The organism is Kribbella aluminosa (genome assembly GCF_017876295.1).
Lineage (GTDB): Bacteria > Actinomycetota > Actinomycetes > Propionibacteriales > Kribbellaceae > Kribbella > Kribbella aluminosa.
On sequence record NZ_JAGINT010000002.1, the window covers coordinates 883,611 to 909,033 of the forward strand.

Annotated in this window: 25 protein-coding genes; 11 read left to right on the top strand and 14 right to left on the bottom strand. The window is 68.7% G+C overall.

The window, feature by feature from the left end; genetic code table 11:
• The first annotated feature begins 12 nt into the window (after positions 1-12).
• Positions 13-1,707: an ABC transporter ATP-binding protein gene (locus JOF29_RS25690; RefSeq protein ID WP_209697015.1), complete on the top strand. Its 1,695-nt coding sequence runs from the start codon at positions 13-15 to the stop codon at positions 1,705-1,707.
• Here the strand turns inward: JOF29_RS25690 and JOF29_RS25695 are convergent.
• Together JOF29_RS25695 and JOF29_RS25700 are read right to left on the bottom strand one after the other, a co-directional pair.
• Positions 1,634-2,410, bottom strand: coding sequence for an ABC transporter permease (locus JOF29_RS25695; protein WP_209699998.1), 777 nt, complete (start codon positions 2,408-2,410; stop codon positions 1,634-1,636). The two genes, JOF29_RS25690 and JOF29_RS25695, sit on opposite strands and share 74 nt — an antisense overlap.
• Positions 2,410-3,357, bottom strand: coding sequence for an ATP-binding cassette domain-containing protein (locus tag JOF29_RS25700; protein ID WP_307863686.1), 948 nt, complete (start codon positions 3,355-3,357; stop codon positions 2,410-2,412). The genes JOF29_RS25695 and JOF29_RS25700 overlap by 1 nt, the downstream gene beginning before the upstream one ends.
• A gap of 107 nt (positions 3,358-3,464) precedes the next feature.
• Here JOF29_RS25700 and JOF29_RS25705 point away from each other — a divergent pair, with 107 nt between their 5' ends.
• A complete protein-coding gene (locus JOF29_RS25705; protein WP_209697017.1) occupies positions 3,465-4,232 on the top strand; it encodes a TetR/AcrR family transcriptional regulator in 768 nt (255 codons plus the stop codon).
• Positions 4,233-4,323: 91 nt separating this feature from the next.
• Here the strand turns inward: JOF29_RS25705 and JOF29_RS25710 are convergent, their stop codons facing one another.
• The 5 genes from JOF29_RS25710 to JOF29_RS25730 form a co-directional block, all read right to left on the bottom strand.
• On the bottom strand, positions 4,324-4,926 hold the full coding sequence (locus tag JOF29_RS25710; RefSeq protein WP_209697018.1) for an FMN reductase: 603 nt from the start codon (positions 4,924-4,926) through the stop codon (positions 4,324-4,326).
• A complete protein-coding gene (locus JOF29_RS25715; RefSeq protein WP_209697019.1) occupies positions 4,923-6,035 on the bottom strand; it encodes an LLM class flavin-dependent oxidoreductase in 1,113 nt (370 codons plus the stop codon). Before JOF29_RS25715 ends, JOF29_RS25710 begins: the two co-directional genes overlap by 4 nt.
• A 172-nt stretch (positions 6,036-6,207) precedes the next feature.
• Complete coding sequence (locus JOF29_RS25720) at positions 6,208-6,552, bottom strand: tetratricopeptide repeat protein (RefSeq protein ID WP_209697020.1); 345 nt, start codon at positions 6,550-6,552, stop codon at positions 6,208-6,210.
• 39 nt (positions 6,553-6,591) lie between these two features.
• Positions 6,592-7,467: an aldo/keto reductase gene (locus JOF29_RS25725; RefSeq protein WP_209697021.1), complete on the bottom strand. Its 876-nt coding sequence runs from the start codon at positions 7,465-7,467 to the stop codon at positions 6,592-6,594.
• A 75-nt stretch (positions 7,468-7,542) separates the two neighbouring features.
• Positions 7,543-8,382 (bottom strand): helix-turn-helix transcriptional regulator, encoded by an 840-nt coding sequence (locus JOF29_RS25730; protein ID WP_209697022.1) that lies wholly within the window; start codon positions 8,380-8,382, stop codon positions 7,543-7,545.
• 86 nt (positions 8,383-8,468) lie between these two features.
• On the opposite strand from JOF29_RS25730, the gene JOF29_RS25735 reads away from it, so the two are divergent.
• Together JOF29_RS25735 and JOF29_RS25740 are read left to right on the top strand one after the other, a co-directional pair.
• Positions 8,469-9,215, top strand: a complete 747-nt coding sequence (locus tag JOF29_RS25735) for an SDR family NAD(P)-dependent oxidoreductase (protein WP_209697023.1) — start codon at positions 8,469-8,471, stop codon at positions 9,213-9,215.
• A gap of 176 nt (positions 9,216-9,391) precedes the next feature.
• Positions 9,392-9,874, top strand: coding sequence for a GNAT family N-acetyltransferase (locus tag JOF29_RS25740; RefSeq protein ID WP_209697024.1), 483 nt, complete (start codon positions 9,392-9,394; stop codon positions 9,872-9,874).
• Here JOF29_RS25740 and JOF29_RS25745 read toward each other — a convergent pair.
• From JOF29_RS25745 to JOF29_RS25775, 7 genes are all read right to left on the bottom strand, one after another.
• A complete protein-coding gene (locus JOF29_RS25745; protein WP_209697025.1) occupies positions 9,855-10,928 on the bottom strand; it encodes a hypothetical protein in 1,074 nt (357 codons plus the stop codon). The two genes, JOF29_RS25740 and JOF29_RS25745, sit on opposite strands and share 20 nt — an antisense overlap.
• Before the next feature lie 291 nt (positions 10,929-11,219).
• On the bottom strand, positions 11,220-12,659 hold the full coding sequence (locus tag JOF29_RS25750; protein WP_209697026.1) for a diguanylate cyclase domain-containing protein: 1,440 nt from the start codon (positions 12,657-12,659) through the stop codon (positions 11,220-11,222).
• An 83-nt stretch (positions 12,660-12,742) separates the two neighbouring features.
• Complete coding sequence (locus tag JOF29_RS25755; protein WP_209697027.1) at positions 12,743-13,498, bottom strand: sugar phosphate isomerase/epimerase family protein; 756 nt, start codon at positions 13,496-13,498, stop codon at positions 12,743-12,745.
• A 14-nt stretch (positions 13,499-13,512) separates the two neighbouring features.
• Positions 13,513-14,328: a sugar phosphate isomerase/epimerase family protein gene (locus JOF29_RS25760; protein WP_209697028.1), complete on the bottom strand. Its 816-nt coding sequence runs from the start codon at positions 14,326-14,328 to the stop codon at positions 13,513-13,515.
• Positions 14,325-15,572 (bottom strand): dihydrodipicolinate synthase family protein, encoded by a 1,248-nt coding sequence (locus JOF29_RS25765; RefSeq protein WP_209697029.1) that lies wholly within the window; start codon positions 15,570-15,572, stop codon positions 14,325-14,327. Before JOF29_RS25765 ends, JOF29_RS25760 begins: the two co-directional genes overlap by 4 nt.
• A complete protein-coding gene (locus JOF29_RS25770) occupies positions 15,572-16,732 on the bottom strand; it encodes a Gfo/Idh/MocA family protein (RefSeq protein ID WP_209697030.1) in 1,161 nt (386 codons plus the stop codon). The genes JOF29_RS25765 and JOF29_RS25770 overlap by 1 nt, the downstream gene beginning before the upstream one ends.
• Positions 16,733-16,987: 255 nt before the next feature.
• Positions 16,988-18,457: an FGGY family carbohydrate kinase gene (locus JOF29_RS25775; RefSeq protein ID WP_209697031.1), complete on the bottom strand. Its 1,470-nt coding sequence runs from the start codon at positions 18,455-18,457 to the stop codon at positions 16,988-16,990.
• A gap of 107 nt (positions 18,458-18,564) precedes the next feature.
• On the opposite strand from JOF29_RS25775, the gene JOF29_RS25780 reads away from it, so the two are divergent.
• From JOF29_RS25780 to JOF29_RS25810, 7 genes are read left to right on the top strand one after another with little or no spacing between them, the layout of a single operon-like run.
• Positions 18,565-19,458: a nucleoside hydrolase gene (locus JOF29_RS25780; RefSeq protein WP_209697032.1), complete on the top strand. Its 894-nt coding sequence runs from the start codon at positions 18,565-18,567 to the stop codon at positions 19,456-19,458.
• Positions 19,455-20,744: an ABC transporter substrate-binding protein gene (locus tag JOF29_RS25785; protein WP_209697033.1), complete on the top strand. Its 1,290-nt coding sequence runs from the start codon at positions 19,455-19,457 to the stop codon at positions 20,742-20,744. The genes JOF29_RS25780 and JOF29_RS25785 overlap by 4 nt, the downstream gene beginning before the upstream one ends.
• Before the next feature lie 4 nt (positions 20,745-20,748).
• Positions 20,749-21,639 (top strand): carbohydrate ABC transporter permease, encoded by an 891-nt coding sequence (locus tag JOF29_RS25790; protein WP_209697034.1) that lies wholly within the window; start codon positions 20,749-20,751, stop codon positions 21,637-21,639.
• Positions 21,636-22,526 carry a carbohydrate ABC transporter permease gene (locus JOF29_RS25795; RefSeq protein ID WP_209697035.1) on the top strand — a complete coding sequence of 297 codons (891 nt, stop codon included), beginning with the start codon at positions 21,636-21,638 and terminating at the stop codon, positions 22,524-22,526. Before JOF29_RS25790 ends, JOF29_RS25795 begins: the two co-directional genes overlap by 4 nt.
• Positions 22,527-22,544: 18 nt before the next feature.
• The gene (locus tag JOF29_RS25800; RefSeq protein WP_209697036.1) at positions 22,545-23,540 is read left to right on the top strand and encodes a sugar phosphate isomerase/epimerase family protein; all 996 of its coding nucleotides are present in this window, start codon (positions 22,545-22,547) and stop codon (positions 23,538-23,540) included.
• Positions 23,537-24,436, top strand: a complete 900-nt coding sequence (locus JOF29_RS25805; RefSeq protein ID WP_209697037.1) for a transketolase — start codon at positions 23,537-23,539, stop codon at positions 24,434-24,436. Before JOF29_RS25800 ends, JOF29_RS25805 begins: the two co-directional genes overlap by 4 nt.
• Positions 24,433-25,392 (top strand): transketolase family protein, encoded by a 960-nt coding sequence (locus tag JOF29_RS25810; RefSeq protein ID WP_209697038.1) that lies wholly within the window; start codon positions 24,433-24,435, stop codon positions 25,390-25,392. The genes JOF29_RS25805 and JOF29_RS25810 overlap by 4 nt, the downstream gene beginning before the upstream one ends.
• Positions 25,393-25,423: the final 31 nt, after the last annotated feature.

The window sequence follows — 25,423 nt, forward strand, 5'->3', positions numbered from 1 at the left end:
CGGGAGGCGGCGATGACGATCCGGCAGGCGTTCGGGCGGTTCTGGCCGCTGACGCGAGGTGACCGGCGATGGTACGTCCTGGTGTGTTGCTGTGTGATCGTGGCGGCGGTCTGCGAGACGGTCGCGATCCTGCTGTTCGGCAACCTGACGGATCACGCGCTGCAGCAGGGTTCGCTGCGCGCGTTCTGGCATCCGGCGAGCGCGTGGCTGGCGGTCGCGGTCGTCGGCGCGATCATCGGGTACCTCGGGAACTCACTGGCGTTCTGGAGCGGTGAGCGGTTCGTACGGCGCCTGCGTGCGCACGTGTTCGGGCACGTCCAGGAGCTGCCGCCGGACTTCTTTCAGCGGTACCGGCGCGGGGATCTGGTCGAGCGGTTGAGCGGTGACGTCGAGGCGATCGAGCAGTTGGTGGTGTCCTCGACGATCGGGGTGCTGTCGGCGGTGTTCCGCGTCGTACTGTTCGCGGCCGCGGCGTTCTGGTTGCGGTGGGACCTCGCGCTGGTGACGTTCGTACTGGCGCCGTTGCTGTGGTTGGCGGCGAAGGTGTTCTCGGGGCCGATCCGGCGCTTCGCGCGTTCCGAGCGGATCGCGGACGGCGCGATCACGTCCGTACTGGAGGAGTCGCTCGGTACGATCGAGCTGACGCAGGCGTACAACCGGTCACCGGCCGAGGAGCAGCGGCTGGATCGCGAGGCGGTCGCGTGGATGCGGGCGTCGGTGAGCGGCGCGCGGCGGAGCGAGCTGTACGAGCAGGTCGTCGAGGTGCTGGAAACCCTGTGTGTGCTCGGGGTGATCGGCCTCGGGGTCTGGGAGATCTCGCACGGGCGGATGACGCTCGGCGCGTTACTGTCGTTCACGGCGTTCCTCGGGTATCTGTACCCACCGCTGCGCAGTCTCGGCGAGCTCAACCTGACCGCGACCGCCGCCACCGCCGCGACCGAGCGGCTCGACGAACTGCTGTCCGCCGAGCCGACGGTCACGGACCCCGAGCACCCGGTCGAGCTCGCGACGGTGCACGGGCGGGTCGAGTTCGACCGGGTCGGGTTCCGCTACCGGGACGTCGACGTGCTGGAGGACTTCGGGCTGACCGTGGAGCCCGGCGAGTTCGTCGTACTCACGGGACCGAGCGGGATCGGCAAGTCCACGATCGCGAAGCTGCTGCTCCGCTTCCACGATCCGACCGCCGGCGAGATCCGGCTGGACGGCGTACCGCTCACCTCCCTGCAGGTACGCCGCCTGCGCGAGAGCATCACGCTGCTCCCGCAACAGACGCACGTCCTAGCAGGCACGATCCGCGCCAACATCACGTACGGCCGCCCCGGCGCCACCCCCGCCGAGATCCTCGCCGCCGCCCGCTCCGCCAACGCCCACGACTTCATCACCGCCCTCCCCGAGGGCTACGACACCCCACTGACCCCGTCCTCCCCCACCCTCTCCGGCGGCCAACTGAAACGCCTGACCCTGGCCAGAGCCCTACTCCGCAACACCCCAATCCTCGTCCTGGACGAGCCAACCACCGGCCTGGACGCCCCCACAGCCCATCAACTCATCCAATCCCTACCTCCCAACCGCACCACAATCCTCATAACCCACGACCACTCCCTCACCCAGTACGCCGACCGGGTCGTCGACCTCAGCGGGACAACGTACGGAAGCGATGCGCCGAGAGCGGCAGGAAGACTGCTGTCAGCAGCAAGGGAGCTATGACGGCGGCGAGGCCTGCGTGGGAGCCGATCCAGGTTGCGGTGGTGGAGGGGTCGGGGTTGCCGAACAGGTTCCGCGCCGCGGTGGCCGTGGCGGACAGCGGGTTCCATTGGGCGATGGTGCCCAGCCAGGGTGGCATCGTGGAGGTTGCCACGAAGGTGCTGGAGAGGAAGCCGATCGGCCAGACGAGGACCTGGACCATCGTCACGCTCTGGGCGTTCTTCACGGAGAGGCCGATGAAGATGCCTACCCACAGCAGGGCGAAGCGGAGGAGGAGCAGCAGGCCGAACGCCGCCAGCGCTGACGGGAGACCTTGGTGCCAGCGCCAGCCGAGGGCGAGTCCGGTCGCGACCAGCACCGCCAGCGTGACCACCGAGTCGAGCAGGTCAGCGATGCACCGTCCGAGCACCACCGCCGCCGAACTCATCGGCAGCGACCGGAATCGATCCGTCACCCCCTTCGACACATCCGTCGCGACGGCCGTCATCGTGCCCTCCAGCCCGAAGAGCATCGCCAGCGCGAAGATGCCGGGCACCAGCAACTCGTAGTACGACGCGTCCAACGCCATCGCCCCGCCGAGCAACCCGCCGAACAACAGCAGCATCAGCACCGGGAAGAACCAAGTGAACACCACCAGCCCGGGCTGCATCCGCCAGTGCAGGAACGTCCGCCGCGCGATCGTCCAACTGTCCGCGAGTACCCACATCACGCCGCCACCTCCGCCCCGGTCAGGTGCAGGAAGACCTCGTCCAGCGTCGGCCTCCGCAACGTGATGTCCTCCGGTTCGATCTTTGCCTCGTACAACGAGTTCGCCATCACCACCAGCGCTTTCGTACGATCCTTCACCGGGATGCTGATCCGTACGTCGGTCACCTGCACCTCCCCGTCCGCCAGCGGCGCGGCCAGCTCCACGACCCGCCGTACCTCGGCCGGATCCGCGAGCACCAGCTCGAGCCGGTCCGACCCGAGCTGTGTCTTCAACTCGTCCGGCGTGCCCTCGGCGACCACCTGTCCCGCCTTCAGCATCGAGATCCGGTTCGCCAGCTGATCCGCCTCCTCCAGGTACTGCGTCGTCAGCAACACCGTCGTACCGCCGTCGACGAGCTGCCGTACGGCGTTCCACACCTCGATCCGCCCGGCCGGGTCGAGCCCGGTCGTCGGCTCGTCCACGAACAGCACCCGCGGCGCCACGATCAGGCTCGCCGCGAGGTCGAGCCGGCGCCGCATCCCGCCGGAGTACTTGCTCACCGCCTGCCCGGCCGCCTCGGTCAGGCTGAACCGCTCGAGCAGCTCGTCCGCCCGGGCCTTCGCGTTCCGGAGATGGTTCAGCCGGCCGAACATCACCAGGTTCTGCCGCCCGGTGAGTACCTCGTCCACGGCGGCGTACTGCCCGACCAGGCCGATCCGCCGCCGTACCTCCGCTCCCTGTCGGCGGACGTCGTACCCGGCGATCCTCGCCGTACCGGAATCCATCTCGAGCAGCGTGGACAGGATCCGCACCGCTGTCGTCTTGCCGGCGCCATTCGGGCCGAGCAGCCCGGTCACGGTGCCGGCCGTGACCTCCAGGTCGAAGCCGTTCAGCCCCGCACCCTCCGTGCCGCCGCGGTAGTTCTTCCGTACGCCGGCCGCCTCGATCACTCGCTCCGTCGTCACTTCCCACCTCTCTGCGTCGCTTCCGCCCGTTGAGCCGTAGAGTGTACCGTACATTGTACGGCTCAGGTACGATTCCTCCAACGACGAGCGTGGGAGGAAGGTTCCGGGTGGCGGGAAGAAAGGCGGCGGCGCCCGATCCGGTGCGCAGTCTGGCGCTGCTCTGGGGCAGCCACACCAAGCCCGGCCGGTCCGGCCTGACGGTCCGCGCGATCGTCGGCGCGGCGATCGAGCTCGCGGACGTCTCCGGGCTGGACGCGCTCTCGATGCGGATGGTCGCCGACCGGCTGAAGGTCGGCACGATGTCGCTCTACACGCACGTCCCCGGCAAGGGCGAGCTGACCGACCTGATGTTCGATCAGGCGTACGGCGACCTGTACGACGACGACGACGACGAACCCACCCGGCAACCCGGCGGCTGGCGCGGCGCCCTTGAATTCATCGCCCGCCGAAACTGGGACGTCCTCACCGCCCACCCCTGGATCCACGACGTCCCCACGATGCGCACAGCCCTGGGCCCGAACATCACCCGCAAGTACGAGATCGAACTCCGCCCCCTCGACGGCCTGGGCCTCACCGACGTCGAGATGGACTCCGCCCTGACCCTCGTCCTCACCCACGTCCAAGGCACCGCCCGAGCCGGCGCCGAACAACTCCGCACCCAACGAGACTCCGGCCTCACCGACCAGGAATGGTGGCGCCAAATCTCCCCGACCCTGACCGCGGTGATGTCCGGCACCAACTTCCCGCTGGCCGGCCGGGTAGGCACGGCCGTCGGCGAACACTTCCAGTCCGCCCTCGACCCGGCCCACGCCCTGAACTTCGGCCTGGCCCGGATCCTGGACGGGATCGCCCTGCTCATCGACGAGCGGGCCTGAGGATCTCCAGGCCATCACAATCACGTCGGGTGCGGACAACTCCCGCTCACGGGCGGCCGTGGCCATCGATTGTGATGGCCTGGCGGTCCGCTTATCCGTTCAGCAGGTCCTCGAAGGGCGTTGGGTTTTCGAAGGGGTCTGCGTGGGTGGGGGTTTCGTGGTGGAGGGCGGCGACTAGTTCGGCGGCGGCTTGGGTGATGCGGGGGCGGAGGGTGGCGGCGTTCGGGCCCCAGTCGGTGGAGGCGGCGTAGACGGCGGTGGGGACGGGGAGGGCCTTCAGGTAGGCGAAGAGGGGGCGGAGGGCGAACTCGAGGACCAGGGAGTGGCGTTCGGTGCCGCCGGTCGCGGCGAGGAGGACGGGCTTGCCGGCCAGGGCCTGGTCGTCGAGTACGTCGAAGAACATCTTGAAGAGGCCGGAGTACGACGCGCTGAAGGTCGGGCTGACCACGATCAGCGCGTCGGCCGCGGCGACCGTGTCCAGGACCTCCCGGAGCTTCGCAGGTGGGAAGCCGGTCAGCAGGTTGTCGGTCAGTTCGTGGGCGTGATCGCGTACTTCGATCAGGTCGACCCGTGACCCGATGCCGCGGCCGGACAGCTCGTCCCGGACCGCCTCCGCCAGCTGGTCGGCGAGCAGCCGGGACGACGACGGCGTCGTCAGCCCGGCCGTCACGACGGCGATGCTCTTGTCCTTCATCGGGCCGGCTCCTCGATCGTCTCCAGGTCGTGCGCCCGCTCGGCCGCGGCCTTCAGCGAGGCATGCGTCGGGGCGTCCGGAACGTGGGCCGGCTTCAGCGCCGCGAACTCCTTCCGCAGTACCGGAACGACCTCCTCGCCGAGGATGTCCAGCTGCTCCAGCACGGTCTTCAACGGCAACCCGGCGTGGTCGATCAGGAACAGCTGCCGCTGGTAGTCCCCGAAGTGCTCCCGGAACGACAGCGTCCGCTCGATCACCTGCTGCGGGCTCCCGACCGTCAGCGGCGTCTCCCGGCTGAAGTCCTCCAGCGTCGGCCCGTGCCCGTACACCGGCGCGTTGTCGAAGTACGGCCGGAACTCGCGGACCGCCTCCTGCGAGTTCTTCCGCATGAAGATCTGCCCGCCGAGCCCGACGATCGCCTGGTCCGCGGCGCCGTGCCCGTAGTGCTCGAAGCGCTGCCGGTACAGCTGGATCATCCGCGTGGTGTGCGAGATCGGCCAGAAGATGTTGTTGTGGAAGAACCCGTCCCCGTAGTACGCCGCCTGCTCGGCGATCTCCGGCGACCGGATCGACCCGTGCCAGACGAACGGCGGTACGTCGTCCAGCGGCCGCGGCGTCGCGGTGAACCCCTGCAACGGCGTACGGAACTTGCCTTCCCAATCGACGACGTCCTCGCGCCAGAGCCGGCGAAGCAGCGCGTAGTTCTCGACGGCGAGGGCGATCCCGTTCCGGATGTCCTGCCCGAACCACGGGTACACCGGCCCGGTGTTGCCGCGGCCCATCATCAGGTCCACCCGGCCGTCGGCCAGGTGCTGCAGCATCGCGTAGTCCTCGGCGATCTTCACCGGGTCGTTGGTGGTGATCAGGGTCGTCGAGGTGGACAGGATGATCTTCGAGGTCTGCGCCGCGATGAACCCCAGCTGAGTCGTCGGCGAGGACGGCACGAACGGCGGGTTGTGGTGCTCACCCTGCGCGAACACGTCCAGCCCGACCTCTTCCGCCTTGAGCGCGATCCGCACCATCGCCTTGATCCGCTCACCCTCGGACAGCGTGGTCCCAGTGGTCGGGTCCTCGGTCACGTCCCCGACGCTGAAAACGCCGAACTGCATCGGTCCTCCTCGGCTAGGTAGTTCACTATTAAACTACCAGAACATCGGTCCGGCCTGCGACATTCCGCGGACCCCAGCCACTCAGCAAACAGCAACGCCGACCCCGGGCCGCGCTCAGGCGCGGCGGGATCGGCGTTGTAACAGCAGGTTGATGAGTGGTGGCGGTCCGCCGTCAGAGCGACTGCGACATGAGCAACTCGTCGTCGCCGGTGAGGGCGGCGGCGATCCGGCGGTGTTTGCCGGCCTCGTCCGGGCGGGACTGCCGTTCGAGCGTTCGGGCCATCATCAAATGCGCGTAGTACTCGGTGGGCTCGCGTTCGATGACCGCGAGGAGCTGCTCCTCGGCGGGCTTGAGCAGGGCGGCGTGGTAGTACGCCCGCGCCAGCAGCAGCCGGGTGCCGACGTCGTCGGGCGTCTCGTCGACCACCGGCTGCAGCGCGCGGATCGCGCCGCGGTAATTACGCTCCTCGAAGTACTGCTGTCCGAGGCCGTAGCTGAGTGCGCGCATGTCTTCCATGCGCTGCTCAACACCGACGGAGCAGCGGATATGCCCAGGTCAGGCGGCATCCAGGGCGGCCACCTGCGCCGGCGTGAGCTCCAGATCGATCGCGGCGTACGAGTCGCGGATCGTCTCCGGGCGGCTCGAGCCCGGGATCGGGATGACGTGCGGCGACTTCGCGAGCATCCAGGCCAGCGTCAGGCGCTGGGGCGAGACGCCGAGCTCCGCGGCCAGGGTGTGGAAGGCCGGGTGCAACGCGGCGAGGTCGCCGGCCCGGGAGATGCCGCCCAGCGGGGACCACGGGAGGAACGCGATGCCGAGCGAGTCGCACAGGTCGAGTTCCGGCTCGCTGGAGCGGAACGCGGGCGAGAACTGGTTCTGCACCGACACCAGCCGGCCGCCGAGGATCTCCTGGGCCTGGCGGATCTGGGCCGGGTTCGCGTTCGAGATGCCGGCCATCCGGATCTTGCCGGCGTCGAGCAGGTCGCGGATCGCGCCGATCGAGTCCTCGTACGGCGTCTTCGGGTCCGGGCGGTGGAACTGGTACAGCCCGATCGCCTCCACCCCGAGCCGCTTCAGCGACGCCTCGGCCGCGGCGGCCAGGTACTTCGGGGAGCCGTCCTGTGTCCAGCTCCCGTCGCCGGGCCGCAGATGGCCGCCCTTGGTGGCGACCAGCACGTTCGACGTGTCGCCGCCGTACGACGCCAGCGCCTTGGCGATCAGGGTCTCGTTGTGGCCGTCGTCGGTCGCGGTCAGGTGGTACGCGTCGGCGGTGTCGATCAGCGTGATCCCGGCGTCCAGCGCGGCGTGGATGGTCGCGATCGACCGGGCCTCGTCGGGCCGGCCCTCGATCGACATCGGCATCGCGCCGAGCCCGATCGCGGAGACCTCGACGTCGCCGATCCGGCGGGTCTTGTTCGTGTCAGCTGCCATACGTCCAACCTCCCGCGCGGTCGCCGACAATTCCAACAGGAATATCCGCACACAGTGAGCAGTGTGATTGCTTAATCAGCCCGGTACGTCGAGCCGCTGCGTGCCGACGACCGACAGCAGCCGGAGTGCTTCCTCCGACGGCGAGCCGGGCGTCGCGGTGTAGATGATCACCTGCTGGTCGCAGTCCGGGATCGCGAGCGCGTCACAGTTCACCGTCACGAGACCGACGAGCGGATGCTGGAACGACTTGCACAGCGTCGGCTCGCCCGCGATCTCGTGCGCCTCCCACAGCGCGGTGAACTCGGCGCTCTCCGACAGGTCGGCGATCAGCTCCCGCAGCTCCGGGTCGTCCGGGTACCGCGCCGCGACCGCCCGCAGGTGATTCACCGAGCTCCGGGCGAAGCGTGCGCCGTCCACCACGGAGTACACATGCTTGTCGCCGCCGAGGAACGCGCGCCGCAGCAGGTTCCGCTCGGCGCGTGAGCGGACCGAGAAGTCCTCCATCAACGCGGTCGCCAGGTGGTTCCAGGCGATCACCTCGCAGTACGCCGACAGCACGACCGCCGCCGCGTTCGGCAGCCGGTCGAGCAGATCGAGGATGCTCTGCCGTACTGCGCGCGGCGGTCCGGCCGGCCGCACCGGCGGTACTCCCGCGAGGTGGTGCAGATGGTTGCGCTCGGCATCGTTCAGCCGCAGCGCCCGGCACAGCCCGGCCAGGACCTCCGCGGACGGATGCGGTGCCCGTGCCTGCTCCAGCCGGGTGTAGTACTCCGTGGAGATGTACGCGAGCTGCGCAACCTCTTCCCGGCGGAGTCCCGGCGTACGGCGTCGGCGACCGGCCGGCAGGCCGACGTCCGCCGGGGCGACCCGCTCCCGCCGGCTGCGCAGGAATGCCCCGAGCTCCGCCTTGTCCACGCCCTCCAGTGTGCCCGCTCGCCGAGCGTTAACCAGGTACAACCGATGCCTGGTTACCGGTCCGCGGGCAGCCAAGGCTCGAAGGCATGAACAAACTTCTCGACAACAAGGTCATCTTCATCCTCGGCGCCGGACGCGGGATCGGCGCGGCCGCCGCCCGGCTGTTCGTCGCCGAGGGCGCGCAGGTGATGCTCGCCGCCCGCACCGAGTCCGAGATCGCCGCCGTCGCCAAGGAACTCGACGCCCGGTACGTCGTCTGCGACCTGGCCGACCCGGACGCGATCAGCGCCGCCGTGGACCGGACGGTGGCGGAGTACGGCCGCCTGGACGCCGCGTTCAACAACGGCGCAGTCGGCCAGCAACCCGGCCCGATGGACGGGCTCAGCCGGCAGGAGTTCGACCAGGTGTACGCCGTGAACCTCCGCGGCGTCTGGTCCGCGATGGTCGCCGAGGTCACCGCGATCCGCGCCACCAGCGGCCACGGGAGCATCGTCAACACCTCGAGCGTCGGCAGCTTCGCGGGCAACCCGGCGCTTCCGGCGTACGGCGCGCTGAAGCGGGCCGTGAACAGCCTGACGGAGTCCGCCGCGATCACGTACGCCGCTGAGAACATCCGGGTGAACGCGATCGCGCCTGGCACCACGCTGACCGAGATGCTGCAGGACTGGGACCGCGCGCAACCCGGCGTGATCGACGCGCTGATCGCCCAGGCCCCGATCGGCCGCGGCGCCGACCCCGCCGAGGTCGCCGAAGCCGCCGCCTGGCTGCTCAGCGATCGCGCCTCGTACGTCACCGGCGCCGTACTCCGCGTGGACGGCGGCCTCGGGGTGTGAGCTGACGTGATGCCTTGGCGAGCAACCGCCCGGAGAACTGGGAGCCGGACCGCAGTGACGTCTCGGACCTGTCGACCGGGAGCTCGGGCGGATCGACTCCGCCGAGCCCATCCGCCGGACGCTCTCGAAGGTGCCGGGCGGCGACGCGGTCTGACCGGCGCGGCAGGATAGGGCGCATGCAGATCGACGAGCGGATCCGCCGGGCGCGCCCGGACGACGTACCGGCGCTGGTGGAGTTGGTGTACGCGCTGGCCGAGTACGAGCGGGCGCCGGAGGAGTGCCACCTGACCGAGGACCAGCTCCGGACCGCGCTCTTCGGCGACCAGCCGGCCGCCTTCTGCCACGTCGCGGAACACGAGGGCCAGGTCGTCGGCTGCGCGATCTGGTTCCTCAGCTTCTCCACGTGGCGCGGCGTACACGGCATCTACCTCGAGGACCTGTTCGTCCGCCCGGAAACCCGCGGCACCGGCCTCGGCAAGGCGCTCCTCACCGCCCTCGCCCAGGAATGCGTCCGCAACAACTACGAACGCCTCGAGTGGTCCGTCCTCAACTGGAACACCCCCGCCATCGACTTCTACAAGTCCCTCGGCGCCAAACCCCAGGACGAGTGGACCGTCTACCGCCTAACCGACAAAGCCCTCACAAACCTGGGCGCGTAAGAAACCGCCGCCGCAGCTCGGCGAGCAGCTGGTGCTTGTCGGCGAACGGCGTGGTCGCGACCCAGACGGTCTCGACCGCTGCCTGGAACGAGTCATCGTTGAACGTGGCTGTCACCAGCGTGACGGTGTTGTCGAAGGCGTCCCGCCCGGCGAACCATCCGTAAGCCTGGAGCACGAGCGCGCGGGTCGTGGGTGCCGCCGGCTCGTCGGGGCGTCGAGGGCCGTTGAGTGTCTCGAACCAGTCGGCGCCACGGTCCATCCGGTCGAGTACGGCGGCGACCCGTTCCTTGCCGCCGTACCCGGCCTCCTCGCACGCGCGGCGCGCCGCCCAGCGGGCGATCGAGCGCAAGGTCTGTGGATCGGTCTGCTCGAGCAGGTCCACCAAGGAGCGGTCCAGCGCGCACAGCTCGCGGGCGTATGCGGTGCTCTCGAGGCGTTCGGTGGGGAGGGTTCCGCCCCAGGCGGCCTTGTGTTCGGCGAGGCGTTGTTCCTCGGCCTGGTGGGCTTGCTCCCGTTTCCGTTCGGCCAGTTCCGCCGGTGTCGGGAACTCGCGGGCCGACTTGTGCCAGTACGCCGCCTGCCGACTCGTCTGCTTCACGACACGCTCGGGCGCCGGCCGGGCCGGCCAGAACTGCAGGAGGTACCGGTCGGGCGACGACTCGCCGTCCATCGGTGGGCCGGACTGGTGGCCGGCGTCCATTCCCCATCCGGAGTACCGCACCCGATAGTCCAGCCCCGGTTCGAGGTCGAGCGCCCATGACCCGCCACCACCCCAACTGACCAGCTGAGCGGCTCCGATCGGACGGTACGCCGCCTCGACGACGTCCTCCGCGTCGTACTCCACCGGCGGCATCGTGTCGTGGACCTCGACGGTGAACCCGACCTCCCGGGTGTGCAGTCCGGTGATCAGGAACAACGTCCCTGGCACCGCTGCCCCGCACAGCCCGTTCCGCTGCCCGGCGAAGCACTCAACGAGGTCAGCCCAGTCCGCCCCGCTCTCCACGTAGATCTGTGCATAGGCGACCCGCGCCGGACCGCTCATCACTGTGCGCATCTCATTCCCCCATCAGCCGTTGACCGTTTCCTACATGCCAAAAGGTGCAAACGGGGCGTACTGGATCAAATGCCCCTAGCTCTGGATTCTGACGGCGCTGGTGGCCGCGGCGGTCGTCGCATTTGCGACCTCGACGGAGACCCGGCGGCGGCCGCGTCGGTCTTCCAACAGATCGGAGGTGGGCCCACACCGGTCCCGTGGGCCTACCTCCCCGGCGACTTCGCCGAGAACTTCCGGACTGCTCACGACGGGGTGCTCACCCTGAGGCCGCGGCCCTCGACCTGAACACTGCTACGAGCGGCTTTTCTTCGCGAGGTACATCGCCTGGTCGGCCTCGTGCAGGAGTGTGTCGAGGTCGCTGGTGGTGGGCGTGATCGGGACGGTGCCGACGCTGGTGGTGACTTGGATGTCGATGTTCGGCAGCGGCCGGCTGACTGCGTCCTCGAGGCGGGTGATGAGCGTGTTGAGGTCGTCGCCGGTGATGTCCTCGGCGAGTACGGCGAACTCGTCGCCGCCGAGCCGCGCCACGGTGTCGCCGTGCCGGACCGCCGTACTGAGCCGGGTGGCGATCTCGCGCAGCGCGTGGTCGCCGGCCTCGTGCCCGTAGCTGTCGTTGACCAGCTTGAAATGGTTGAGGTCGCAGAACAGCAGCGCGCCGGGGCGGCCGGTGAACCGGGTCTGCTCCAGCACCTTCACGAACCGCTGCTGCAGGAGCCGCCGGTTCGGCAGGCCGGTGAGCGGGTCGTGCGCGGCGTGATGCCGGAGCTTGCGCTCGGCGTCCTTGCGGGCGGTGACGTCGTCGATCTGCACCAGCAGGATCCGCGGCTGCCCGGCGCCCTGCTCGACGATCGCCGCCGTACCGCCGAGCCAGATCGCGTTCCCGGTCGGCTGCGTGAAGACCCGCTCGAACCGGTACGTACCGTTGCTGGCGGCAACTTCCTCGAGCTCGGTCCGGGTCTGTTCCGGCTCGTCGTCGCGCAGGAAGCTGACCAGCCGCATGCCGACCAACTGGTCAGCGGTGTAGCCGGTGATCCGGCAGAAGGCGTCGTTCACCCGCAGGATCCGGCCCAGGTCCGGCCCGTCGAACGCGATCGTGGCCATCCCGTTCCCGGCGCCCTCGAAGACCAGCCGGAAGGTCGCCTCGCTGGCCTCCAGCCGGGTCTTCTCGGCGAGCAGCTGATCGGTCAGCCGGGCCTTGTCGATCGCGACTCCCGCCTGGGTCGCGAAGATCTCCAGCAGCTCCCGGTGGATCGGCCCCGGCCGCCGCTGGTCCTCGGGCAGGTCGACCGAGAGCATCCCGACCAGCTCGCCCTCGGACGAGTACAGCGGCGCGAACAGCGCGTCCAGCGGGTGCCAGGCGTCGGGCGCGTCGGACACCGGTACGTCGGGCACCCAGCCGGTCACCTCGCCCTCCGGCAGCCGCTCGTGCGGCACGAACCGGAGCTTGCCCCAGACGTCCGCGATCGCGAACTCCGCGTCGAACAGGTCCGCCGCGCTCACCCGGCCGAGGAGCGCGGCCCGGGCCTCCGGGGACCCGGCTACCGCGATCACCTCGAACTTGCCGTCCGGGTAGCGCAGATTCAGCACGGCGATGCCGAAACCGAGCCCGTCCACGACACCGTCGACGACAGCCTGCAACGTCTCGGCAAGGCTGCGCCCGGCGCCCATCCGCGCACTCACCTCGTACAAGCGCCGGACGGCGGACAGCCGGACCGCGGGCTCGTTCTGCACTTGTCGAGAATAGGCCGATTTCACCCGCGGTGAGCAGCCGTATCCACAGCTGACCCGGTTAAGCGTTTGTTGTCACAGGCGTTTCAGTACCGAAGCTCGGTCAGACCCCGGTAGCTGCGCTCAGCCGACTGCCAGGCGTCCGTGGGCTTGTCGTGCTCGACCAGGTACTGCTCGACGCCTCCGGACTCCGCGTGCGCGAACATCGCGCCGAAGTCCAGCTTGCCGGCGCCGACGTCCTCCCACGAACCGTCCGCAGCCATGTCCTTCACGTGCAGCGCCGGGAACCGGCCCGGGTGCTCCTGGAACAGCTTCGCCGGGTCGTGCCCGCCGTCCACCGCCCAGTACAGGTCCAGCTCGAACCCGAGCAGCTCCGGGTCGACGTCCAGCAGGATGTCGTACAGCACCCGACCGTCGGCCTCGTCGAAGTCGTGACCGTGGTTGTGGAACAGCAGCTTCAGCCCGGCGTCCCGGGCCGCCTTACCGGCCTCGACGAACGCGGCCGCCGCGGTCTTGAAACCCTCCACCGAGTGCAGCTCGGAAGGGATCGACGGTACGACGGCCCACTGCCCGCCGAGCGTTCGTACGTCGGCCAGCGCACCGGCCCAGTCGTCGCTCAGCCGTGCGTACCCGACGTGCTCGAGCACGATCGCGAGCCCGGCGTCGTCCGCGAACCCGCGGATCTCGGCCGCACTGTGCTCGAACCGCCCACTCACCCCCACCGTGCGATACCCGATCCCGGCGAGCCGCTTCAGCGTCCCCGGATAGTCCTGGGCCAGTACGTCTCGCATCGTGTAGAGGTGCATCCCGATACCGTCGGCGGGAATGGTCCGGTCAGTCATACGTGCAACTCCTTCTAGAGGACGTGTTCCTGGTACCTCGCGTACGCCAGGTCGAAAACGTCCTGACCCGGCGCGTCCCACAGTTGCTGGTTGAAGATCTCGACCTCGATCGGGCCGTCGTACCCGGCCGCGTCGCAGGCCGCGCGCAGCCGGCGCAGCTCGATCACGCCGTCGCCCATCATGCCCCGGCCGAGCAAGGTGTCCGCCGGCAGCGGTACCACCCAGTCGCTGACCTGGTACGACGCGATCCGGGCGCCGGCCCGCGCGATCTGCCGGTAGACGTCCGCGTCCCACCACAGGTGGTACGCGTCCACGATCACGCCGACCTGCTCGACCGGGAACTGCTCGGCCAGATCGAGCGCGCCGCCGAGCGAAGACACCACGCAGCGGTCCGAGCAGAACATCGGGTGCAGGGCCTCGACCGCGAGCGTGACCCCGCGTTCGGCGGCGTACGGCGCCAGCTCGGCGAGCCCGTCGCGGACCATCCCGCGGGCGCCGTCGAGGTCCCGCGATCCCGGCGGCAGGCCGCCGCTGACGAGCACGAGGACCGACGTACCGATGGTCGCGGCCTCGTCGATCGCGCGCCGGTTGTCCTCGATCTTCGCCTGCCGCTCGGCGGCGTCGGTCGAGGTGAGGAAGCCGCTGCGGCACAGCGAGGAGACCTTCAGGCCGGCGTCGGCGACCAGCTTCGCCGCCTTGTCGACGCCGTACTCCTGGATCGGCTCGCGCCACAGCCCGATCCACTCCAGCCCGGCCGCGGCGCTCGCCCCGACGACGTCTTCGAGCGGCCAGTACTTCGTGGTCGCCTGGTTGAGGCTGTACCGGTTCATGCGTCGACCCCGCTGACCCGCAGCAGCTGCCGGAACCGGTCGACGGCGAGCTCCGGATTCGTCAGTACGCCGGCCTGATCCGCGAGCCGGAACGTGTCCGCCAGATGCGGCAACGACCGTCCCGTCTGGAGCCCGCCCACCATCGTGAACCCCGGCTGGAACCCGTTCAGCCAGGCGAGGAACGCGATGCCCGTCTTGTAGTAGTACGTGGGCGCGGAGAAGATCTGCCGGGCGAGCGGAACCGTGGGGGCGAACACGCGCTCGTAGGTCTCCAGATCGCCGGAGTCCAGGGCGCTCAGCGCGGCTGCTGCTGCCGGGGCGATCGCTGCGAAGATGCCCAGGAGTGCGTCGCTGTGCCGCTCGCCGTCCCCGCGGATCAGCTCCGGGTAGTTGAAGTCGTCACCCGTGTACAGCCGCACGCCGCCGGGCAGACTGTTGCGCAGAGCAACTTCTTTGTCCGCATCGAGCAACGAGATCTTGATCCCGTCGACCTTTTCCACGTTGTCGTTGATCAGCTCCACGACGGATGCGGCAGCCGCGTCGAACGATCCGCTGCCCCAGTACCCTTCCAGCGCCGGGTCGAACATCGGGCCGAGCCAGTGCAGGATCACCGGCTTGGTGGACTGGGTGAGCAGGCGGTCGTACACCTTGCGGTAGTCGTCCGGTGATTCGGCCGCCGCGCACAACGCCCGGCTGGCCATCATGATCGGCTGTGCGCCGACGTCCTCGGCGACGGCAAGCTGCTCCTCGTAGGCAGCGATGACCGCATCGAGCGAGTAGGCCCCACCGGAGCCGGAGCCGGAGCCGGAGCCGGACCCGGACCCGGAGCTGGACCCGGAGCCGGAGCCGGAGCCGGAGCCGGAGCCGGAGGCTGGCCGGCCTGTGGTGGGGAGCTGGTCCGTGCCAACGCCGACGGCGATCCGGCCGTCCGGAGCTTCAGCCGCCGAGCGGCGGATCAGTTCCTGGGTGGCCTTCCAGTCGAGGCCCATCCCGCGCTGCGCGGTGTCCATCGCCTCCGCGACCGACAACCCCAGCGACCACAGATGCCGCCGGAACTCCAGCGTGTGCTCCCAGTCCACCACCGCCGGCGCCCCCGGCGAGTTGTCCCCCAACGGATCCGCGACCACATGAGCCGCCGCAAACGCCAACCGCGACCGCGCCGGCGCATAGATGCCCTGAGTAACCGGTTCGCCGGTCAGCTGGTAGGTCTGCAACCCACCATCGGCAGGCAGCTTCAGTTGCATCAGTTCGCCTTCAGGTCGAGGGCGGGGACCTCGAGTTTGCGGCCCTCGTGCCAGGACTTGAGGCCGAGTTCGGCGAGTTGGACGCCCTTGGCGGCTTCGACGAAGTCCCAGCTGAAGGGTGCGTCGTCGACCACGTGGCGCAGGAACATCTCCCACTGGACCTTGAAGCCGTTGTCCATCGGTTCGTTGTCCGGCACCGTCGCCCACTGGTCGCGGAACTTCTCGGTGGCCGGGATGTCCGGGTTCCAGACCGGCTTCGGCGTCGCCGAGCGGTGCTGGGCGCGGCAGTTCCGCAGGCCGGCGACCGCGGACCCCTCGGTCCCGTCGACGTGGAACTCGACGAGCTCGTCCCGGAACACCCGGGTCGCCCACGACGAGTTCAGCTGCGCGACGATCCCGCCCTCCAGTTCGAACACGCCGTACGCCGCATCGTCCGCGGTCGCGGCGTACTCGTTGCCGCTCTCGTCGACCCGGGTCGGGATGTGCGTCGCGCCCTGGCAGTACACCGACTTGACCTCGCCGAACGTCTGGTCGAGCACGTACCGCCAGTGGCAGAACATGTCCAGGATGATGCCGCCGCCCTCTTCGGACTTGTAGTTCCAGGACGGCCGCTGCGCCTCCTGCCAGTCGCCCTCGAAGACCCAGTACCCGAACTCGCCGCGCACCGACAGGATCCGGCCGAAGAACCCGCCGTCGACCAGCCGCTTCAGCTTCCGCAGGCCGGGCAGCGACAGCTTGTCCATCACCACGCCGTTCTTCAGCCCGGACCCGACGACCAGCTTGGCCAGGTCGACGGCCGCGTCCAGGCTCTCCGCGATCGGCTTCTCGCAGTAGATCGCCTTGCCGGCCTCGACCGCGGCGCGGACGCCCTTCTCGCGCAGCTGGGTGAGCTGGGAGTCGAAGTAGATCTCGACGTCCGGCTCGGCCAGCGCCTCGGCGAGGTCGGTGGTCCAGCGCTCCAGCCCGTACTGCTCGGCGATCTGCCGCAGCTTCAGCTCGTTCCGGCCGACCAGGATCGGCTCCGGGATGATCATCGTGCCGTCCGCGGCCGGCAGCCCGCCCTGCTCGCGGATCGCCACGACGGAACGCTCGAGGTGCTGGCGCAGGCCCATCCGGCCGGTGACGCCGTTCATCACGATGCCGATGCGTCGCTCGTTCACAGTCTTGCCTCTCGCGTCCGGCCCTTCACGCTCGGAAAGGGCTTTCCAAGATTCTGACCGCAACCATAGGTGGGCGTAAAGGCCCAGTCAACCTGTTCCGGAAAGCGATCTCCAGCCGCGCATTTTCGTGGGTGGGCGTCCGAGATGCCGGGTTTACGCCCATGATCCGGGTCGCAAAGCCTGCAGCTCAGACGTCAACCCATCAGAGGTGGGGGTCCGCTCGGCGCGGTTGTGGTCAGGCAGGGCTGCTGTGGATCAAGCGGGTCTGACGCGTACGGCGGCCACCGCCGCGGCCCACTCGTCCCGGCGCCGGGCGCGATCAGCCGCGACGGGTTCGAAGGTGCGGAACGTTCGTCGCGCGGCCCAGGGCGTCCTCGAGCCACTGCCGCGAGACGACACCGAGGTCGATCTCGTAGTGTGCGCGTCGAGGGTGGACCAGGCCAGTTCGGCCACGCCGAGGGCGGAGATCTCCGGTACGTCGGCAGCCTCGACCGGGCGGCCGAGCAGATCCGCCTGGGTCTGCATGAGCAGGTCCGAGACTGTGGCGCCGCCGTCGGCGCGCAGGGTGGTGAGTCCGCCGGGAATCGTGTCGGTGATGTCGCAGATCTGGTGCGCGACCGCGTCGACGGCGGCGCGCGCGATGTGGGCGCGGGTGGTGGAGCTGCTCATCCCGGTCAGCGCGGCGCGGGCCTCCCGGTCCCAGTGCGGTGCGCCGAGCCCGGCGAAGGCCGGTACCAGTACGACGCCGTCGGCTGCCGGGACGGTCGCTGCGAGGTGCATCAGCGCACCGACGTCCGGGAGGCCGAGCAGGTCGGCGGTCCAGGCGAGCGCGGCGCCGGAGGAGACGATGTTGCCTTCCAGTGCGTAGCCGGGCCGGTCGGTCAGCCAGGCGAGGGTGCAGCCGTCCGGCGCGAAGTCCGTGATCGGTGTCATCACCGACGATCCGGTGCCGTACGTCGCTTTGACCATGCCGGCCAGCGTGCAGCCCTGGCCGTACATCGCGGCGTGCGAGTCGGCCAGCACCGCGACGATCGGGATGCCGTCGGGTAGTCCTGGCACGTCCTTCGTATGCCCGAAGCCCGCGTCCGACCGCCGTACCTCTGGAAGTGCCGCCCGTGGGATCCCGAATGCGTCCAGTAGTTCTGCTGACCAGTCCAAGGCTGTCAGGTCGTACAGCAGGGTGCGGGATGCGTTGCCGGCCTCGGTCAGGTGCTCCCGGCAACCGGTCAGCCGATGGATCAGCCAGGAGTCGACGGTGCCGACGTACGCGTCGGAGCGGTCGAGCAACCACCGCATCTTGGGGGCGGAGAACATCGCGTCGACGCGGAGCCCGGTACGCCGACGTACCAGCTCGTCGACCGCGACAGGTAGTTGGGCACACCAACTACTGGTCCGCGCGTCCTGCCATCCCAGCACTGGACCGACGGGATTCCCGGAGTGATCCCACCCCACCACGGACTCGCGTTGCGTGGACAACGCAATCCCCACGACCTCAACCCCACCGCCCGCCGCACCCCCGCCGCCAGCGGCGGCGTTCAGGCAGGTGGTTGTTGCTTTCAGGACGCTCAGCCAGATGTTTTCGGCGTCCTGTTCTACCCAGCCCGGGTGCGGGGTGGAGATCCCGACGGGGTGCGAACCGGTGGCGAGGACCGTGCCGTCGGCGGTGACCAGGGCGGCTTTCGAGTTGGTTGTGCCCTGGTCGACCGCGAGTACCGCCTGGACCATCGGCCCTCCAAGTTTCAACTGAGGTCTTGACGGGACTCTAGCGCCGTGGCGACACTCAAGGCGACAGCTTATGCACTACTGAATATCTAGTCAGAGATGAGGTCAGGGTGAAGCCGAGTAGACGCCGGGTGATCATCAACACCGATGCAAAGAACGAGGCCGACGACCAGTTCGCGATCGTGCACGGACTGTTGTCGCCGACCTTCGACGTCCGCGGGCTGATTCCCGCGCACTTCGGCACCCGCCGGTCGGACCGCAGCATGGAGGAGTCCCGCAAGGAGATCGACCTGCTGCTGGACCTGATGGACCTGACCGGCAAGGTCACCGTCGCGAACGGTGCGACCACCGGCATCCCGGACGAGCAGACCCCACTCGACTCGCCCGGCGCGCAGCTGATCATCGAGGAGTCCAAGCTGGCCTCGCAGGACGACCCGCTGTTCGTGTCGTTCCTCGGTCCGCTCACCGACCTGGCGTCGGCGATCCTGCTCGACCCGGAGCTCGTGCACCGGGACGTTGTCGTGATCTGGATCGGCGGCCGCGGTTACCGCGGCTACGGCACCTACCCGGGGATCGAGTTCAACCTGTCCAACGACATCCACGCGGCGAACGTGGTGTTCGGCTCCGGGATGACCGTCTGGCAGGTGCCGAGCGACGTGTATACGAAGGTCTCGGTGAGCTACGCCGAGCTCGAGGAGAAGATCGGCGACGCCGGCCCGCTCGGGAAGTACCTGATCGAGCAGTTGGTCGAGTGGAACGCGACGTACCACGGGGAGCCGATCGAGTCGCGGTCGCTCGGGGACTCGCCCGCGATCGCGCTGATGCTCTATCCCCGGAGTGGGGACATGCGGGTCCAGCCCGCGCCGCGGTTCGGCGTCGACGGCTGGTACCTGCCCGGGACCGACAACCCCATCCACGTCTGCGAGCAGGTCGACGTCCGGTTCCTGCTGGAGGACATGTTCGCCAAGATCCGCCGCTTCGCCCGTACAAGGAGCACATCATGAACAGCTTCAGCCGCCGGGGGTTCCTCGGTCTCACGTCCGCCGCCGCACTCGGCGCCGGTCTGTCCGCCTGCACCGGCGGTGGTACGTCGACCGGCGGGGGAGCCACGCAGTCGGCGTCGAACGACCTGCGCCTGTTCACCTACGAGGGTGACGAGACCATCGGCCTGCTGAAGGCGCAGATCAAGAAGTTCGACGCGCAGAACGGCACCACCACGACGGTGGACAGCCTGCCGGGCTCGGGGGCCGCGGTCTACCCGGACAAGCTGCGGACGGAGCTGCTCGGTGGCAAGGGCCCGGACATCTGGCGGATCTGGGGCGGTCAGATCGGCAGTCCGTTCGCGAAGGCGAAGCAGGCCCTCGACCTGACGCCGTACTACTCCAAGTACGGCTGGGACTCGAAGATCAACACCGCGGCGATCGGTGGGATGACGTTCGACGGCGTGAAGTCCGGGGTGCCGTTCGTGTCCCTCGGGATCGGTGCCTGGTACAACAAGTCGCTGTTCGCCAAGGCCGGTGTGAGTGCAGCGCCGACGACGTACGCCGAACTCGAGGCCGTGAACGACAAACTGGTGGCTGTCGGTGTCACACCCTGCGGGCTCGGTGGGAAGTACGGCTGGGACATCATGCGGCTGTTCGAGTACCTGCTCGAGCACACCGCCGGACCTGCGCTGCACGACAAGCTGCTGACCGGTGCCGAGAGCTGGGACCGGCCCGAGGTGGTCGAGGCGTTCACGTTGTTCAAGAAGTGGCAGGACAAGAAGTGGTTGCCGCAGGGCGCCCTCGGCCTCGACCCTGCCGACATCGAGCCCGGGTACGTCCAGGGCAAGACGGCGTACACGATCACCGGGCCGTGGACCGAGGCGGCCGCGATCCTGAACGCGAAGAAGAGCCCGTCCGCGTTCGGCAACTTCGAGCTGCCGACCGGCCAGAAGCCCGCGCGGCACTCGGGCTTCGTCGAGGGCTACATGATCAACGCCAAGACCGGTAACGCCGACAAGGCCGCCGCGCTGCTCGACTTCATCGTGCAGCCCGCGACCCAGAAGGCGATGCAGATCAGCGCGTCGACGGTCAAGGGCGCCGAGCCGGATCCGAAGGCGCTGCCGTTGTCGGCCGAGTGGTCGCAGAAGTACGGCAGCAACCCGTTCTACACGATCCAGGACCAGGCGTTCCCGAAGAAGCAGGCCGACCAGTACTTCAGCGTGCAGAGCGATCTGCTGCAGGGATCGGTGGCACCGGACGCGGCGAAGAAGATGCAGGACATCGTCTCCGCGTGGGCGAAGAGCTGAGCGCATGGCCGGCACAGTCGCACTCAAACGCGGTGGCCGTTGGTCGCCCTGGTTGTTCGCCATCCCCGCCCTGGGGGTGTACGTCGCGTTCCTGGTGTACCCGGCGTTGTCGTCGTTGTGGTTCAGCCTGACCAACTGGGACGGGCTGAGCGCGTCGTACAAGTTCGTTGGCCTGAGCAACTACTTCAAGCTGCCGCACGACCCGGTCGTGGTGACCGCGGTCAAGAACAACCTGATCTGGACCGTGGTCACGATCGCGGTCCCGACCGCGATCGGCCTGCTGCTGGCAATCGCGCTGAACGGGAAGGTCCGCGGCAAGCCGATCCTCCGGCTGGTCTTCTACACGCCGGCCGTGCTGCCGCTGGTGTCGATCGCGAGTATCTGGGGCTGGCTCTACAACCCGCAGTACGGCGCGATCAACTCGGCGCTGCGGGCGATCGGGCTGGACGGGCTGGCGCAGGCGTGGCTCGGGCAGGACTCGACCGCGCTGTGGGCGGTGATGGTGCCGGCCATCTGGCTGCGTACCGGCTTTCCGATGCTGCTCTACCTGGCCGCGCTGCAGGGCATCCCGAACGAGCTGTACGAGGCCGCGACCGTCGACGGCGCGACGAAATGGCAGCAGTTCTGGCACATCACGATGCCCAGCCTGCGACCCGCGCACTACATCGTGCTGGCGCTGTCGCTGATCGACTCGTTCAAGGTCTTCGACCTGATCTACGCGATGACGTACGGCGGCCCCGGTACGTCGACCCAGGTGATGGGGACCTGGATGTACTTCAACGTGTTCCAGTACTACCAGGCCGGCTACGGCACCGCGATCGCCGTGGTCATCACGCTGGTGGCCATCGCAGTAGGCATCCCCTACGTCCGCTCCCAGACCAGGGAGGCCTCATGACCCTCACAGTCCAAGCCCCGGTGGACCTGCCGCTGGAAACCACCCGATCGGACAGTCCTGGGCCCAAGGGGCGCCGAGGTCTGGTGATGACGCTGGTGCTGGCGGTGATAGCCCTCTTCTGGATCTCACCACTCGCGCTCCTGGTGATCACCGCCGTACGTCCGCTGTCCGACTTCATCGGCAACGGCCCGCTGTCCTGGCCCGCGGACTTCACCTGGAAGAACTTCTCCGACGCGTGGGGCATCGGCAACTTCGCCACCACGTACCGCAACAGCGCGATCCTCGCGATCATCAAGGTCCCGCTCGGTGTGCTGGTGTCGGCGATGCTCGGCTTCGCGCTGGCCAAACTCCGGATGAAGTTCCGCCGGACCGTGATGTTCACGGTGTTCCTCGGGCTGACCATCCCGATCTACATCACGATCGTCCCGGTCTTCATCATGATGCGCTCGGCCGGTATGACCGACAGCATCTTCGGGCTGATCGGGCCGTACCTGGCGTTCGGCATCCCGTTCGAGGTGCTGGTCCTGCAGTCGTTCTTCCGGCAGATCCCGGACGAGATCATCGAGGCCGCGAAGGTGGACGGCGCCGGCGACTGGCGGGTGTTCTTCACGATGATCCTGCCGCTGTCGGTGCCGGCCCTGGTCACGGTCGCGATCCTGGACGCGGTCGCCACCTGGAACGAGTTCCTGTTCGCGCTGATCCTGCTGAACTCCGACGCGCACAAGACCATCCCGGTCGGCCTGCTGAACTTCCAGGGCCAGTTCGCCAACAACAACACCGGCCTCGCGGCAGGCATCCTGATCGCCGTGGTCCCGATCCTGATCGCCTACACCCTGCTGCAGCGCTGGATCGTCGGCGGACTGACCGCCGGCTCACTCAAGGGTTGATCACCTATGGAGGAGAACATGACTGACATGCCGGTCTTCGGAGCGGGCATCTGGCACTTCGCGACGTACAAGGACCGCTACGCGACGGACGGGTACGGCGACCCGGTCGGCCTGCTCGAGCAGATCGACCGCGCCGGCGCCGTCGGCGACCTGTCCGTCGTCGACCTGAACTGGCCGTTCGCCGGGTACGACGGGACGCTCGACGACGTGAAGGCCGCACTGCAGCGGAACAACCTGAAGGCGATCGCGATCACGCCGGAGATCTACACGAAGGACTTCGTCAAGGGATCGTTCACCAACCCGGACCCCGCCGTACGCAAGCAGGCTCTGGAGCTGTTGCACCAGGCAACCGAACTGGCGAAGGACCTTGGCTGCTCGTACGTGAAGCTGTGGCCGGGCCAGGACGGCTGGGACTACCCGTTCCAGGTGAACTACCACGACATCTGGAACCTGGCCCTGGACGGGCTGAAGGAGCTGGTGTCGGCGCACCCCGACATCAACTTCGTGATCGAGTACAAGCCGCGCGAGCCGCGGGTGAAGATCATCTTCCCGAACGTCGCCCGGACCCTGCTCGGCATCGAGAAGATCGGCCTGCCGAACCTGGGCATCCTGCTCGACTTCGGGCACTCGCTGTACGGCCTGGAGACGCCCGCCGACGCGGCGCAGCTGGCGATCGACTACGGCCGGCTGTTCGCGATCGACGTGAACGACAACCTGCGCGGCTGGGACGACGACATGGTGGTCGGCTCGGTGCACCTGGTGGAGACGTTCGAGTTCTTCCACACGCTGCGGAAGAACAACTGGGACGGTGTCTGGCAGCTCGACCAGTTCCCGTTCCGCGAGGACAGCGTGCAGGCCGCGAAGCAGGCGATCACCTTCCTGAAGGCGATCCACCGCGCGCTCGACGTACTCGACGACGACGCGCTGGCGGCCGCCCAGGCGTCGCACGACGCCCTCGCGGCGCAGAAGCTGATCCAGAAGGTCCTGCTGAGTTCGATGGCGGAGATCGTATGACGCTGACAGCCGAGCATGCGACGCTGCCGGTGCTCGGGCGGCTGCCGATCCACAGCAGTCGCGCCGAGCAGATCGGGCACATCGCCGAGGCCGCCAAGCAGATCCGGATCCAGGACCTCAAGCTCGTCCACCACGCCGGCGCCGGGCACATCGGCGGCGACTTCTCCGCGATCGACATCCTGGCCACGCTGTACGGCGCCGTGCTCGACATCTCGCCGGACACCGTGAACGACCCCGAGCGGGACCGCTTCATCCTGAGCAAGGGCCATGTCGCGGGCGCGCTCTACACCACGCTGGCCGCGTTCGGGTTCCTGCCGGTCGAGGAGCTCGCGACGTTCCTCAAGCCGCTGTCCGCCCTGAACGGGCACCCGAACCGGAACAAGGTGGCCGGCGTCGAGGCGAACACAGGCCCGCTCGGACACGGCCTGCCGATCGCCGTCGGGCATGCCCTGTCGGCGAAGCTCGACGTCTCACTGCGGCGTACGTACGTCCTCGCCGGGGACGGCGAGCTGCAGGAAGGCTCGAACTGGGAGGCGATGATGGCGGCCTCGCAGTACCAGCTGGACCGGCTGACCGTGATCGTCGACCGGAACCGGCTGCAGCAGGGCGCGACCACCAAGGAGACGAACGACCTCGACCCGCTGCCGGAGAAGGCGGCCGCGTTCGGGTTCGCGGTCGTCGAGGTGAACGGGCACGACCACGGCGAGCTGCTCGACGTACTGTCCGCGGTCCCGTTCCGGCCGGGCAAGCCGACGTTCGTGATCGCGCACACGCACAAGGGGCACCCGATCTCGTTCATGAGCAACAACGTCGCCTGGCACCACCGGGTGCCGGACGCCGCCGAGTTCCAGCAGGCGTTGCGGGAGCTCGAGAGTCCCCGGAGGGAGCTGGTATGACACTCGTCGAGACGCCTTCGATCGCGGATCAGCCGCGCTACGACTGCCGGGACGCGTACGTCGAGACGCTCGCCCAACTGGCCGAGGCCGATCACCGGATCGTTGGTGTCGTCAACGACTCGGTCGGATCCAGCAAGCTGAACAGCTTCCGGAAGGCGTTCCCGGACCGGCTGATCAACGTCGGGATCGCCGAGCAGGACATGGTCGGCGTCGCGTCCGGGCTGGCCAACGGCGGCCGGATCCCGTTCGTGTCGGCGGCGTCCTGCTTCCTCACCGGCCGCGCGCTGGAGCAGATCAAGGCCGACGTCGCGTACTCGAACACCAACGTCAAGCTCTGCGGGATGAGCCCCGGGGTCGCGTACGGCGAACTCGGGCCGACACACCACTCGATCGAGGACATCGCCTGGCTGCGGGCGATCGCCGGGATCAGGATCATCGTCCCGGCGGACCCGATCGAGACCGCGGCCGCGCTCCGCTGGGCGGCTGCGTCGGAAGGGCCGGTGTTCATCCGGGTCAGCCGGATGAGCGTGCCGAAGGTGTACTCCGAGGACTACACCTTCGAGCTCGGCAAGGCGATCACGGTCCGCGAGGGCAACGACGTGACCGTGATCAGCAACGGGACCGTGCTGTGGCGTGCGCTGGCCGCCGCCGAACTGCTCGCCGCGGAGGGGATCTCGGCGCGGGTGCTGTCGATGCCGACGGTGAAGCCGCTCGATACCGACGCCGTGGTCGCGGCTGCACGGGAGACGGCCGGCATCGTGACCGCCGAGGAGGCGGTGTCCAGCGGCGGTCTCGGCGGTGCGGTCGCCGAGACCGTCGTACAGCATCATCCGGCCCGGGTGACGATCCTCGGGATCCCCGAGTTCGCCCCCACGGGATCGGCCGGCTACCTCCTGGACCGCTACGGCCTGTCCCCCGAGGGCATCGCCACCGCCGCCCGCAAACTCCTCCACTAATCCCTTACGTCCGAAGATCTGTGGTCGACAA